At 67.7% G+C, this 14,156-nt stretch carries 10 protein-coding genes; 8 read left to right on the forward strand and 2 right to left on the reverse strand.

Annotation, left to right across the window (positions count from 1 at the left end; all coding sequences use genetic code 11):
- Positions 1–138 precede the first annotated feature (138 nt).
- The 4 genes from K340_RS0109570 to K340_RS28770 are packed head-to-tail and all read left to right on the forward strand — an operon-like array spanning position 139 to position 5,182.
- Positions 139–1,569: an ABC transporter substrate-binding protein gene (locus K340_RS0109570; RefSeq protein ID WP_029136559.1), complete on the forward strand. Its 1,431-nt coding sequence runs from the start codon at positions 139–141 to the stop codon at positions 1,567–1,569.
- A 5-nt stretch (positions 1,570–1,574) separates the two neighbouring features.
- Complete coding sequence (locus K340_RS0109575) at positions 1,575–3,455, forward strand: ABC transporter permease (RefSeq protein WP_161632080.1); 1,881 nt, start codon at positions 1,575–1,577, stop codon at positions 3,453–3,455.
- Between the two features lie 60 nt (positions 3,456–3,515).
- The gene (locus K340_RS28765) at positions 3,516–4,508 is read left to right on the forward strand and encodes a 2-hydroxyacid dehydrogenase (protein ID WP_051265630.1); all 993 of its coding nucleotides are present in this window, start codon (positions 3,516–3,518) and stop codon (positions 4,506–4,508) included.
- The gene (locus tag K340_RS28770) at positions 4,505–5,182 is read left to right on the forward strand and encodes a bifunctional 4-hydroxy-2-oxoglutarate aldolase/2-dehydro-3-deoxy-phosphogluconate aldolase (protein ID WP_051265632.1); all 678 of its coding nucleotides are present in this window, start codon (positions 4,505–4,507) and stop codon (positions 5,180–5,182) included. Before K340_RS28765 ends, K340_RS28770 begins: the two co-directional genes overlap by 4 nt.
- Here the strand turns inward: K340_RS28770 and K340_RS0109590 are convergent, their stop codons facing one another.
- Positions 5,183–5,911, reverse strand: a complete 729-nt coding sequence (locus tag K340_RS0109590) for an SDR family NAD(P)-dependent oxidoreductase (RefSeq protein ID WP_029136561.1) — start codon at positions 5,909–5,911, stop codon at positions 5,183–5,185.
- Positions 5,908–6,684: a GntR family transcriptional regulator gene (locus K340_RS35785; RefSeq protein WP_051265634.1), complete on the reverse strand. Its 777-nt coding sequence runs from the start codon at positions 6,682–6,684 to the stop codon at positions 5,908–5,910. The genes K340_RS0109590 and K340_RS35785 overlap by 4 nt, the downstream gene beginning before the upstream one ends.
- Positions 6,685–6,865: 181 nt before the next feature.
- On the opposite strand from K340_RS35785, the gene K340_RS28780 reads away from it, so the two are divergent.
- The 4 genes from K340_RS28780 (at position 6,866) to K340_RS0109620 (ending at position 13,997) form a co-directional block, all read left to right on the forward strand.
- Positions 6,866–7,519, forward strand: a complete 654-nt coding sequence (locus tag K340_RS28780; RefSeq protein WP_051265636.1) for a fumarylacetoacetate hydrolase family protein — start codon at positions 6,866–6,868, stop codon at positions 7,517–7,519.
- Between the two features lie 1,153 nt (positions 7,520–8,672).
- Positions 8,673–10,280, forward strand: a complete 1,608-nt coding sequence (locus tag K340_RS28790) for a DUF885 domain-containing protein (RefSeq protein ID WP_161632081.1) — start codon at positions 8,673–8,675, stop codon at positions 10,278–10,280.
- Positions 10,277–11,587: an NAD(P)/FAD-dependent oxidoreductase gene (locus K340_RS0109615; RefSeq protein WP_029136562.1), complete on the forward strand. Its 1,311-nt coding sequence runs from the start codon at positions 10,277–10,279 to the stop codon at positions 11,585–11,587. The genes K340_RS28790 and K340_RS0109615 overlap by 4 nt, the downstream gene beginning before the upstream one ends.
- Before the next feature lie 100 nt (positions 11,588–11,687).
- A complete protein-coding gene (locus K340_RS0109620; protein WP_029136563.1) occupies positions 11,688–13,997 on the forward strand; it encodes a S9 family peptidase in 2,310 nt (769 codons plus the stop codon).
- Positions 13,998–14,156 lie beyond the last annotated feature (159 nt).

Genomic DNA, 14,156 nt, shown 5'->3' on the forward strand with positions numbered 1-14,156 from the left:
GCCACGATCCGGCTCGCGCTCTTGACAGGCTCGACTCGGATGCGCACACTCATGTCAACCGGTGATTGTTAACAATAAGCGAAGACTCGTCCGCGAACACCCGGCAACGATGCCGACATCCGTCCAGGAGGAACACCGATGAAGCGGTTCCAGAGCAGTGACAGCAGCCTTCCGGCCGGGCACCCACTTGCCCGCCGTAGCTTCCTCAAGGGGGTCGCGGCCACCGGCGCGTTGGCGCTCGGCGGCGGCCTGCTCAGTGCCTGTGGGGGTACGGCGAGCCCGGGGGAGTCGGGCACCTCGGCCGATAACGCCGGCGCCGGCACCACCGCTGCCGCCTCTGGCGGCGCCACCAGCGCGGCCGCCGGCGGGTCGGGATCCGGTGGAAACAAGACGCTCACCCTGATGCTGGCCTCCTGGGTGGACCAAGGGTTCATCACCGACGTAATGATGGGATCGGCGGCCAAGTCCATCGGCGCCGAGCTCAAGCTCGTCACGGTCGACGACGGCACCTATCCGGCGCAGGCCGCGGCCGCGCAGAAGGCGGGCCAGGCGCCGGATCTCATCTTCTGGACCGCCCAGGGCGCCACCGCGCTGCTGGCCAGCGGGGTCAAACTTGCCGACCTGGACTCGTACGTGGCGACCGAGGACAAGGCTGCCTTCTACTCCGCCGACTACGATGCCAACACCATCGACGGGAAGATCAAGGGGCTGGGCTTCCGCTGCAACTGCCGCGGCATCGTCTACCGGGGCGACTACGCCAAGTCGGCCGGGCTGACGGTTCCGGACAGCTGGACCTTCGACGAGTTCGGCAAGTTCGCCACCGCACTGAACGTGGACAACCACATCGGCTTCGGCTTCGAGGCCAAGACCGGCGACGGCCGCTCGTCGTCGAACTTCCTGCCGCTGATCTGGTCCACCGGTTCGCCCTTCGTCACCGGCGGCGACGGGGCCTGGAAGCCGGGCTTCACCAAGGACCAGATGACCCAGGTGATGCAGTTCTACTACGACGCCGTGCACACCTGGAAGTCCACCCCGTCCGACGCCGGCACCTGGGGCTACGAGAACACCGACGGCAACTTCGCCAAGGGGCTGCTGGCCTCATACTCGGCCGGCCCGTTCGTCTACCCGAACTCCAAGAACTACCCGGAAACGTTGCAGAATCTGGCGGTCGGCCCGCTCCCGCACATCTCCAAACCGACCACCTTCTGGGAGGAGCACACCCTGTTCATCCACGGCGATTCGGCCAACCAGGACCTGGCCTGGAAGTTCATCGAGGCGATGCGCGGCGAGGAGACCCAGAACCTGATCGCCACCCGCACCGGCGACGCCCAGCTGGCTGTCCGCAAGGCCGCCAACGAGGCGATCACCGATCCGTTCGTCCAGGGCTTCGCCGGCCTGCTGGACAATGCCGTTGTGCCCGAGCCGGTTCCGATCGCCCCGCTGATGAACAATGCGGTGCTGCCGGCGATCCAGTCGGTCTCGCTCAAGGACACCGCACCAGCTGATGCGGCGGCTGCGCTGATCGCGGCCATGGAGAAGGAGCTCGAGACCATCAACGCACAGAAATGACGCTGGTGACGTCAGCGACGAACCCCACGACGACTGCTCCATCGGCTCCGGTGGAGCGGTCGTCGGGGGTCGATCCCCGACGATCCCGCCGGCCGGGCGCCCGGGGCGGCGGCACCTACCTGATGTTGCTGGTGCCCGCGCTGGTGCTGCTGGTCGGTTTCGTGCTGTACCCCATCATCTCCAGCGTCATCACCAGCTTCAAGGCCGGCAACACCGGCAACTTCGTGGGGATGGACAACTACCGCCGGTTCTTCGAGAACCCGGACGCCGGCGCGATCATCGGCCACACCTTCATCCGCGGCATCGGCGGCGTGGTGCCGAGCTACCTGCTTGGCATGCTGGCTGCGATCTCCCTGCACCAGAAACTCAAGGGCCGCACCCTGATCCGAGTGCTGGTGCTGGTGCCGTTCGTGATCTCGGCCCCGGTCGGGCTCAACATGTGGCGGCTGCTGCTCGACCCCTACACCGGGGTGCCGGCCGCCCTCGGGTTCCATGGCGGCGATCTGCTGGCCAATCCCGACGCCATCTGGCCGGTGCTGCTGATCATCAACACCTGGGCCTCGTTCCAGTTCTATACGATCGTGTTGCTGGCCGGACTGAGCCGGATTCCGCAGGAGCTCTACGAAGCGGCCGAGGCCGACGGTGCCAACAGATGGCAGCGGTTCCGGCACATCACCTTGCCCGGCATCGGCTCGATCGGCCTGGCGGCCTGCGTGGTGCACTTCATGGCCAGCTTCCAGGAGTTCAACCTGATCTGGATCCTGACCGGCGGCGGGCCGCTGGGCAGTACCCAGACGCTGGCAACCTTCGCCTATGCCAAGGCATTCAGCGACTACGACAACGGGTACGCCACCGCCACCACCACCATCAGCATGATCATCATGATCCTGACGCTGGCGGTCGGCTTCGTGCTGCTCCGGCTGCTGCGCCCGGTGTTCCGGTCCGTCCGGCGGGCCATACCGGACCTGCCCCGCCGGCAGCGGCCGGTGGTGGTCGGCGGCGGCCGAAGTCGTGGCCGGCGGCACGGACCGGGATTGCTGCTGCCGTCGATCGGCGCGCTGTTGGTGCTCGTCACGTCATTGCTGCCGATCCTGTTCATCGTGTCCAGGGCGTTCGACTCGACCCCCGGCGGACTCGAACCCGTCACGTTGATCCCGCGCCAGTGGTCGCTGACCAACTTCAAGCAGGTGCTCGGCAACCCGGAGTTGTACAACACCGGAAACCTGGTGGTGCCGCCGCTGGCGGTGAACTTCCTCAACAGCGTGCTGGTCTCGGTGGCCACGACCGTGCTGGTGCTCATCCTGGGAATGACTGCGGGATACGCGCTTTCCCGCTGGCGCTCGCCGCTGGCCAAGGTCGGCATCGGCCTGGTGCTGGTGCTGCAACTGGTGCCGGTGATCGTGCTGGTGTTCCCGCTGTACGACCTGTTGGCCAAGATCGGCTTGTTGGGCACGTTGACCGGACTGGTGCTGGCGACGGCGGCGCTGTACCTGCCGATCTGCACGCTGCTGTTCAAGGTGTTCTTCGACGGGATGCCAAGGGAGGTGGAGGAAGCGGCGGCGATCGACGGTGCCGGCACCATTCGCGTGCTGCTGTCCATCATCCGGCCCTCCGCAAAGCCGGTGATCGGCGCGGTCGCGGCGTACACCCTGATCAACACCTGGAACGAGTACCTGTTGGGCACCACGCTGATCAGCGACCTGAACCGGCGGACCTTCCCGGCGGCACTGCAGCAGTTCATGTCCTCCTACAGCTTCAAGGCCCAGACCACACCGGGGATGCAGGCCGTCTACCTGCTGATCCCGATCGTCGCCGCGGTGATCCTGCTGGCCTTCACCCAGCGACACCTGGCGACCGCCTACCAGGGCGGCTCCGTCAAGGGCTGACCCGTTTCGCTCGGCAGTGCACGTCGGTCCCGGCTCGGGACCTGTATCGGAAGGACTCCCATGTCTTCGCTCACCATCGCCGTCGCGGACGGCGCCCTCAGTACCCAGGCCGAGATCGAGCAACGCTACGGGGGTCAGGCCCGATTCGTCACCGGGCCAATGGATTCGCCGGACAGCCTGGCCCGGACCGCGGCCGGGGCCGACGCCATCGTGGTCACCCTGCACCGGCTGTCGGCCGAGCACTTCGCGGCGCTGCCCGAGTCGGTCAGGGTGGTCGGGCGGGCCGGGGTCGGTCTGGACACCATCGACCTGGTCGCGGCCGACGAACGGGGCACGGCGGTGGTCTACCAGCCCGACTACGCCACCAACGAGGTCGCCGATCACGCTGCGGCAATGGCCCTCTCGGCCGTTCGGCTGATTCCCCTTGCCGACCGGAGCCTGCGCACCGGGCAGTGGGCGTCCGGGCCGCAGTTGGGCCCGATCCTGGATCTTCAGGAGGTGAGCGCCGGGATCGTCGGCGCCGGCCGGATCGGCCGGGCCGCCGGCCGCCGGCTGCGGCCGTTCGTCCGCGAGGTGCTCGGCTATGACGTCCCCGGCACCCCCGGGTCCGACGAACTGGAGATGGTCGGCTCGCTGCCGGAACTGCTGTCCCGCAGTTCGATCGTCTCACTGCACGTGCCGCTGACGCCGCAGACCCGTGGCCTGATCGGGGCGGACGAACTCGCCCTGCTACCGCCGGGTGCGGTGCTGGTCAACGTCTCCCGTGGCGGCCTGGTCGACGAGGCGGCGGTCGCCGAGGCGCTGCACTCCGGCCGGCTGGGTGCCGCCGCCCTCGACGTCTTCGAGACCGAGCCGCTCGCCGACGACTCGCCGCTACGCACCGCGCCGAACGCCATCCTCACGCCGCACATCGCCTGGTACTCATCGGCTTCCGGGCGGCGCCTGGCCGACTGGACGGTCAGCGACGTGATCGAGGTGGCACTGGGCAAAGATCCGCAGCGCGGCCGGCTGGCGGTTCGCCCGGTCGCCGATCCCGCCGGTCACCCGGCATGAGCACAGCGGCGTCACCGGGCGGGGCGGTGTCGCAGCGCGGCGCGGTTCCGGCCGGAGTTGTCGCGGTGGTGCGCAGCACCGACCCGCAGTTCGCCCGGACCGCGAGCCTCGGACTGCTGGCCGCCGGGGTGCCGGGCGTGGAGATCACCCTGACGGTTCCGAACGCGGTGGAACTGATCGCCGAACTCGCTCCCGGCGCTGGCGGCCGGGTGGGCGCCGGAACGGTACTCAGCGTCGACCAGGCGCGTCGGTGCATCGCCGCGGGCGCCGGCTACCTGGTGTCGCCCTGCACCGACCTGGCGGTGCTGGAAGTGGCTGTGTCGGAGGGTGTTCCGCTGGTGCCCGGGGCCGCGACGCCGACCGAGATCCAGCGGGCACACCTGGCCGGAGCGGCCGCCGTCAAGCTGTTCCCGATCAACCTGCTCGGCGGTGTGGCGTTCGTCAGGGCCGTCCGCGAGCCGATGCCGGAGCCGAGGTTGGTGGTTTCCGGGGGAGTCACCATCGAGCAGCTCGCCGACCTGTTCGCGGCCGGCGTGCACGCGGCGTGCCTTGGCCGGGAGATCATCGACGGCGACGCGGCCGCCGCCGGTGACGTGGATGCCGTTGCGGCACAAGCCAGCCGGGTGCTGGCCGCGGCTGGGGTCGCCGTCAGCCGTAGCATGGTTGTCCCGTAGTCACATCAGCCGGGAGAGCAGACCGCCGTCGGCGCGCAGCGCGGACCCGGTGACGAAGGAGGCGGCGGGCGACAGCAGAAAGCTGACCACCTCGGCGATCTCGCGCGGTTCGGCCGTTCGGCCGATGGCGCCGTTGCCACCGGCAACGGTGACGCCCTCGGCCGCCATCGCGGCGCCGTGCGCCGCCGACATCTGGGTGTCGACGCTGCCGACCACGATGGCGTTGACCCGGACGCCGTCGTCCGCATAGTCCAGCGCCATCTGCTGGGTCAGCGACAGCACCGCGCCCTTGCTCGCCGCGTAGGCGGCCAGCCGGGGCACCGTCGCCTCGGCGTGCACCGAGGCAAGGTTGACGATGGAACTGCCGGGGACGGCCCGCAGGTGCGGCAGGCACCACTTGGCGAGCAGGAAGGTGCCGCGGACGTTCACCGCGAAAACCTGTTCCCAGTCGGCGAGTTCGGTGTCGTGGACCGAACCGGTGCGCAGGATCCCGGCGGCGTTCACCAGGCCGTCGATCCGGCCGTACCGGGCGACGATGCCGGCGATACCGTCCCGGACGGCGTCCCCGTCGGTGATGTCGACACGCATGCCTTCCACGGCGGGTAGCTCGCAGGAGTCCCGGTCGATACCGACCACGGCCCAGCTGTTGTCGGCCAGCAGCCGGCAGACGGCGCCGCCGATCCCGCCGGCGGCGCCGGTGACGACGGCGACCCTGGCATCGTCGGTCATGGCAGCAGGAAGGTGTCGGCGAGCCGGCGGATGTCGTCCTCCGGAGTGCTCTTGCCGGCGGTTTCGACCAAGCCGTTGACGATCCGCTGGTAGCCGGTCGAGATGTGGTCCCTGACCTCCGCGGCGGCGGCATCCTCGGAGCCGCTGCGGATTCGCTCCAGGATGCGGTGATGACCCTCGGCGGTGATGACACGCCAGTCGGGGTTGGCGATGTTGCGCTTGAGGAGCAACAGGAACACCTGCATCCGGATCGCGCTCCAGCTGTCCCACAACCGTTCGTGCCGCGCCGCCGCAAAGATGCCGTCATGGAATTCGACGTCCATGCGCGCCGCCTCGTGCTCGGTGCGCTTGGACTTGGGCAGTTTCTCCATCGCATCGAAGGATCCCTGCAGACGAGCGAGGTCGGACTCCTCGCGGCGCCTTGTTGCCAGCCGGACCGCCAGGTCCTCGATCGAAGCCCGCAGGCTGTAGACCTCACCGAGGTCGGTGAGCGACAGGTCAACCACCCGCGCGCCGCGGTGCCGCAGCACCTGCACCAGGCCCTCGCGTTGCAGGATCAGGAATGCCTCCCGGACCGGCCCGCGACTCACCTCCAGCAGCTCGGAGAGCTCTTCCTCCCGAAGGTGTTCGCTCGGGCGGAGTTCGCCGTGCAGAATTGCGTCGCGGACCCGGTCCGCGACCACCTCACCCAGACTGGTCCGGGGCGCGGCCGACTTCAGTCGGCTCCGGTCCGGGGCCTGGTCGTCAGATGCCGCTGCCGTCAGTTTGCTCACGCCGTTACCTCCACACGCCCGCTCGTTGGGTGAGGCCACCGGCCTTCCGCGAAGTCTAGACGCGCCCCGTTGTTGATCCGCGCACATCAATTGATTATTGTTGACAAAGTGCATGCTACAACCACGCACCGGGTGGTGCAGCTCATCGGCCCCGCTCGCAGACCCTCGAGAGGATCCACCGATGTCCCTTGTTGTCTCTCGCCCCGGAAAGATCATCGCTGTCGGGCTGAACTACACCGACCATGCGAGCGAGACCGAGACCGAGCCACCGATCGCTCCCGTCACTTTCACCAAGTTCCCGACCTGCCTGGTAGGGGACGGTGAGGACATCGTGATCCCGGCCGGCATCGATGAGGTCGACTGGGAGGCCGAACTGGCAGTGGTGATCGGCGCGCCGGCCCGCGATGTCCCGGTGGAGCAGGCCCTGTCGCATGTGCTCGGCTACACCTGCATGAACGACGTGAGCGCCCGGCGGGTGCAGCGCGAGGAGGGCCAGTGGAGCCGGGCGAAGTCGTTCGACACTTTCGGGCCGATCGGCCCACGGCTCGTGCCAGCCTCCGAGATTCCCGATCCGCAGTCGCTGTCGGTTGTCGCCCGGGTCAACGGGCGGGTGCTGCAGCAGGCGAACACCAGCGCGATGATATTCCCGGTGGCCGAATTGATCTCGCGGCTTTCCCAGGGGATGACGTTGGAAACCGGGGACATCATCACGACCGGCACGCCGTCCGGGGTCGGGGCGTTCCGCAACCCGCCGATCTTCCTGACCGACGGTGACGTCGTAGAGATCGAGATCGACCGGATCGGCATCCTCACCAATCGGGTGCGGCAGGCGTGAGAGCGGCGCCAGCACTCCTCGCTGCCGGCTTGAGGCCCTGATTCAGCGCGAGAGCCTGAAGCAGAGGGCGTAGCGCAACTGTGGCAGCGCCCGGCCGGGGATCGACCTGCTCGGCGTCTCGCCGATCCTCACGGCACCTATGTGCAGATAGAAGGCTTCGGCGTCCGGATCGGAGTCGATCAGCAGGCTTGGTCAGACCGAGCTGCCGGGCGCGGTCGACGGCATCGGCGAACAGCAAGCGGCCGACATCGGTGCCGATCGCCGGAGCATCGATGAACAGCGACTCGAGCGCCCTCGGGCGGGTCGCCGGCCAGTTGGTGGAACTCGAGCAGCGTCCCGTCCCGCTCGGCGGCGATGAGTCGGACTCCGTCGCAGAGTTCGGCCTGGATCGTCAGCTCGGCGCGGACGCTGTCCAGGAAGTCGGCCGAATAGCCCCAGTGGGCCTTGCTACGCAGTGCGAGCTCGCTGAGCTCGGCCGCTTCCGCCGGCACAGCCGGGCGAACCTGGGTGTTGCTCATAGTCCCCTGTTGTCCACACCGGTTGAGCCGGATCCAGGGGCTGCGCTTTTGGAAGGCGCTGATGCGTGCGCGCGGGGCACGGGTTCGTCCGGAGTATCAGTCAGCCTCGCTACCCGAGTCCGGTCTCACCGTCCGAGGCAGTGATGCTGTTGCGACAGGCGACGAACGACCCGCATCACGAGTTCTGGGCATGCGACCGCAGTCGGATGCACGGCCCGCGGCAGGGTACCGATGCCTACCTGTTGGCCCTGGCCACCACGAAGTTCGCGGGTTCGTCACCTTCGATTACTCACTGCCGCTGTCGACGGTTCGTGGCGCCAATACGGCGAACCTGACGGTCCTCAGATTACTGACGTCTCTCGCCGGGTTCGGAACGGCCGAGCCGGACGAACGGTGGGAAGCAGGCGACGATCGGTCGGGTCACTCAGCCGATAACCCGCTCGCATCGGATCACCACGTTCGATGCGTCCGACCGTAATAGTTTTCAACGGTTGATGGATGACCCCGGTGCGGTCGGGTCGAAGACTGTGGTCATGAACGACGCCAGGGGGTCGCTACTCAGCTCGCCGGACACCGCCGCAGTTGCCGATGCCTATCTGAAGTTCACGCTCGACACCCAACCGGGGCTGCGGATCGTGCGGGGCGAGCCGGTCGACGGATTCCCCACTTACTCCGAGGACGAATCGCAGGCGCGCGCAGCATTCGCCACCGACGTGCTTGCGGCGCTGGCCGACATCGGCGAAAAGGGCCTCGACGGCCGGGACGCCGACACCGTCGGATTCGTCAGCGAATTGGCCGCCCAGGATGTGCGGGCCGCCACCCACTACTGGGCGACGCCGACTGCAACCCCCTATCAACTGTTCCACTTCACCACCTACAGCGATCCCGTCTTTACCAGGTTCGGCTTCGAGTCGGCCGACTCCGTGGATCGGTATGTCGGGCTGGTCCGCTCACTGGCCGGATCGATCGCGGGCATCGGCGCCAAGGTTGCCGGCCAGGCCGCGCGCGGGTTTCGGATCCCGAAGCCGGCCCTTCCCGGCGCGGTGACGACCATCGAGAACCTGCGGACGCACCTCCTACACTCGGTACGTGTCGACGAAGAGCGACTCGGTCGGCTCGACCCGGGCGGTCGCGGCAAGCTGGACGACGCGCTCGACGATGCAGTCAAGAACGACCTCGGTCCGGCCTTCAACGCGCTGCTGGCCGAGCTGAACGATCCCGAGTACCGCGACGCGGCGCCGGGCGCAGTCGGCTGGGTGCGCTATCCGCACGGTGACGATGCCTATCGCAACTTTGTCGCGGACTACACGACGACTGATCAGTCGCCCGAGGACCTGCACGAGCGCGGAAAGGCGGAATGTGCCGGGCTCGCCGAGCGGATGAGCGAGTTGCGGGGCGCGCTCGACTTCACCGGGTCGGAGGAGGACTTCCGGGCGCGGCTGGCAGCCGAGCCGAGGCTCTTCGCCGCCTCCCCGGAGGAAGTTGAAGAGCGCTACATCGGCTACATGCGCCGATTGGAACCGATGCTGGGACAATGGTTTTCACGGCTGCCTGCCACCCCCTACGGTGTCACTCGGCTGAACCCGGCACTTGAAGCCAGCATGACCTTCGGCTTCTACCAACCGCCGACCCCCGCCGCTCCGATCGGCCGCTACAACTACAACGCTTCCGATCTTTCTCAGCGCTCCCTGCTGACCGCGGGCACCCTCATTTATCACGAGCTCGCGCCGGGGCATCATTTCCATATGGCGCGCCAGCGCGAGGACGACCACCTGCCTCCGTTGCGCCGCGACCTGATCGCATTCACCGCCTTTACCGAAGGATGGGCCGAGTACGCCGCCGGGCTCGGCTGGGAGATGGGGCTGTACGACGACCCGTGGGATGCGTACGGGCGGCTCGCGCACGAACGGTTCACCGCCCAGCGACTCGTCGTCGACACCGGCTTGAACCTGGGCATCATGTCGTTGGAAAAGGCTCGAGAGTTCATGCGGGCCAACACGATCGAGTCCGAGGTGCAGATCGGAACCGAGCTGCTCCGGTATTCGACGGATCTGCCCGGCCAGGCGTTGTGCTACCGCGCCGGATACCGTGAGTTCCTGCGGCTGCGCGAACACTCTCAGTCCCACTTGGGATCTGGGTTCGATGTCCGCGAGTTCCACGAGGCGGTCCTCGGCGGTGGGGCGCTGCCGTTCCGTGCCCTGGAGCGCCGAGTGGCCCGCGAGCAAGGCATCGAATCAGCATGAGGAACAGTACTGCCGATGTCATCGTCGTCGGTGCCGGTGTCATCGGATCGGCCGTCGCCCTGGAACTCGCCCGACTCGGAATGACGACGATCGTGGTGGACCGGACCGGCGGCGCCGGACACGGTTCGACGAGCGCATCGAGTGCGATCGTCCGTTTCAACTACTCCACGTGGGACGGCGTCGCAACGGCGTGGGAGTCCAAGCATTGCTGGGAGAAATGGGCCGAACACCTCCAGTTCCGGGACAGTGCCGGCCTGGCGGCATTCCGCCGGACCGGCATGATGATGATCGATGCGCCAGCGGCGCCACGCGAGCGGATCATGCCGCTGTTCGAGGCAGTCGGGATCCCGTACGAGGAGTTGGATGCCGCCGCTCTGCGCGACCGGGTACCTGGTATCGACACCGGACGATACTGGCCGCCCAAACCCCTGAGCTCCGAGGACTTCTTCGCCGATGCCACGACCGAGGTAGGCGCCCTTTTCACGCCGGACGCCGGTTACGTGGACGACCCGCAACTGGCCGCACACAACCTCGCGGTGGCCGCTGACCATCTCGGCGCGCGGTTCCGGTACAACGCCGCCGTAGTGGCGGTGGAAAGACACCGCGACCGGGTTAGCGGGGTGCTGCTGGCGGACGGAACACGCGTGCAGGCGCCGGTGGTGGTGAACGCTGCGGGGCCATGGTCGGGCGCGTTGAACCGACTGGCAGGTGTCGGAGCCGAGTTCACGGTGCATGTTCGCCCGATGCGGCAGGAGGTTCACCAGGTGCAGGCACCGCACGGCTATAACGGCGCGGGAAGCCTTGGCCCTGCGGTGGCGGACCTGGATCTCGGAGTCTATTTCCGTCCCGGATCGGGAGATCGGCTGTACATCGGAGGCACCGAGCCGGAGTGCGACCCCCTCGAGTGGCTGGACGACCCTGACCTGGCCAACCCGAACGTGACTGTCGAGCGCTTCCAGGCACAGGTCGTGCGCGCGGCCCGGCGACTGCCGGACCTGACCGTCCCCAATGCGCCGGCGGGAATTGCCGGGGTTTACGACGTGGCGAGCGACTGGACGCCGATCTACGACCGGACCGATCTCGGCGGCTACTACGTCGCCATGGGTACCAGCGGCAACCAGTTCAAGAATGCGCCCCTGGCCGGGCGTTTTCTCGCCCTGCTCGTCGATCGTGTCGAGGCCGGGCACGACCACGACCGTGATCCGCTGCAGTACCGGTGTGAGCACACCGGACACGAGATCAACCTCGCGGCGTTCTCCCGGAAACGTCCGGTCAACAACAACTCGACCGGAACTGTCATGGGGTGAAGGTGCGACAGCGAACGAGTCACCGGCACAGCATCCGGTCGCCGCACCGAAGTGAGGCGCTCGGATGAGGGGCCCGTTGTGCGACAAGGATGGAGGAGCAATGCAGGACGACTTGCTCGAGCGATACCGAAGGGCCGCATCGCTGGGGCCGGAGCAGCTGCTGGCGCTGATGCGCAACCGCAACATCTCCCCGCACTGGACCGGGGACGGGGACCGGTTCTGGTACCGGCGGGAGCGGGAGACCGGAGGGCACGAGTACGCGCTCGTCGATCCAGAGGACTTCAGCAGCCGGCCGCTGTTCGACCACCAGGCGACCGCGGCGCGACTGGCGTCGCTCCTGGGCACTGAGGTCGATCCCTGGCAGCTCCCGATTGATTCCTACGATGCGGACCCGGCCGGAGGCGTCAGAGTGGCGCTGGTCGACGGCCGGATCGCCGCGCTCCGTGAGGGCGGCGACCAGATTGACGCGTCGCCGAAGTCCGCCGTGCTGGCCAGCCCCGACGGAGCTTACGAACTGTTCGTCAGCGACCACAATCTTTGGCTGCGCGCCATCGGGAGCGGCGAAGAGCGCGCGTTGACCGCGGACGGCGAGCCGCACTGGTCATGGGGGGCCCTGCCTGACTACAACGTGGTCCATATCCCCCTACTCAGGCAGGGGCGACTACTCCCGCCCGTGTTCACCGGCTTTTCGCCGACCGGCCGCCTGGTCGTCACCCTGCGCCCGGACGAGCGCGACTACCCGGAATACCCATTCGTGGAACAGCTTCCGGCCGATCGCGCCCGGCCCAGGACGTACCCGATCCGCAACCTGCTCGACGATGAGAATCGCCGCGGCACACCACAGCTGGCGATCATCGAGGTGGAGACCGGGCGGCGGGTGAGCATCGACCTCGGCGAGGAACTGGCAGCCACGCTGATGTCCACCGGCCTGGACGTGCTGACCTGGGGAGCGGAAGACGAGTGCCTGTACGTGCTGGCCCACCGGGTAGGGACCGGCACCGCCACCCTGGAACGGATCGACGTGCGGACCGGTGAGCAGAGCACGGTGATCTCCGAGACCGCCGACCACATCTACGAGCCGAACACCCACCTCTACAGCCTGCCGCTGATCCGGGTCCTGCCGCGCACCCGCGAGGTCATCTGGTTCTCCCAGCGCGACGGATGGGGACACCTGTACCGATACGACCTAGACACCGGTGACTGCACGAACGCCATCACCTCGGGTGAGTTGGTGGTGCGGGACATCCTGCGGGTGGACGAGGAACAGCGGGAGGTTTACCTGCTCGCCGGTAGCGGCGCCGACGGTCACAATCCATACTGGCGCAAGCTCTATCGCGCCGGACTCGACGGCGGCTCCCAACTCTTGCTGACGCCCGAGCCCGCCGACCACGAGATCCCGGCCAGGGTGCCGCAGTTCTTCGGGTTGGTCTTCGGCGTTCCGGACGTTACCGCGATCAGCCCCAGCGGGCGGTTTGTCATCGACCATATGTCGACGGTCTCCCGCGCGCCCGAGATCGTGCTGCGGGAGACTCGCCACGGCGGTCTCGTCGGCACGCTGGAGAAGACAGACGTCAGTGCCCTGCTGGCCGCCGGCTACCGGCCACCGGAACAGTTCACCGTGAAGGCGGACGACGGGCAAACCGATCTGTGGGGTGTGCTGAGCCTGCCTCCCGGACTGGCCGACGACGAGCGGGCGCCGGTCATCGACCTGATGTACGCCGGCTTTCAGAAGGCAACCCAGCCGACCAGCTTCCTGGGTTCTGACCTGGACCACCGGTCCGTTCAGGCCGCGGTTGGCTACGGCATCCTGGGCTTCGCGACGGTCGTGCTGGATGGTCGCGGAACACCCGGCCGGGACCGGGTGTTCCGGCAGTGGACGCAACGCCACCCGGACATCACCCGTGGACTGGCCGACCACGTGACCGCCATCCGTAAGCTGGCCGAGCGATACCCGTTGGACTTGAACCGGGTCGGCGTGACCGGACACTCGTACGGCGGCTACCACTCGGTGCGTTCAATGCTGCTGTTCCCCGACTTCTTCAAGGTCGGCGTGAGCTCGGCAGGCGTACACGTCCCACAGAAGCTGCCCAACGGCATGTGGGCCTGGCACGTCGGTGCCGAAACACCGCGCGACTCCGACCTCTACCGGTCTCTGGGAAACCTGCCACTGGTTGATCGACTCAGCGGGAAGCTCCTGCTGCTTTTCGGCGATCTGGACGAGAACGCCACACCGGACCACACGCTGGCCCTGGTGAACGCACTGATGAGCGCCGGCAAGCGATTCGACATGAAGCTCTGGCCTGGAATGGACCACTACCGCACGAACACCGGGTACATCCGGATGATCACCTGGGACTACTTCGTCGAGAACCTGCTGGGCGAGCGGCCGCCCGAGCAGTTCGTGCCGTGACGAAAGGCCCGTTGCCGCGCAGTGGGTTCCGGACCGGACGGGACCACCGCCCGAGCCCGCTTGGCCCCTGCAACACATGTTCTGACCGGCGGGTCAAGAACGCTACGTCCGTAGATGGTGTGCCCGGCCGCGGGCGGACACACTCAGCGAAACCCAAGC

The organism is Nakamurella lactea DSM 19367 (genome assembly GCF_000426645.1).
Lineage (GTDB): Bacteria > Actinomycetota > Actinomycetes > Mycobacteriales > Nakamurellaceae > Nakamurella > Nakamurella lactea.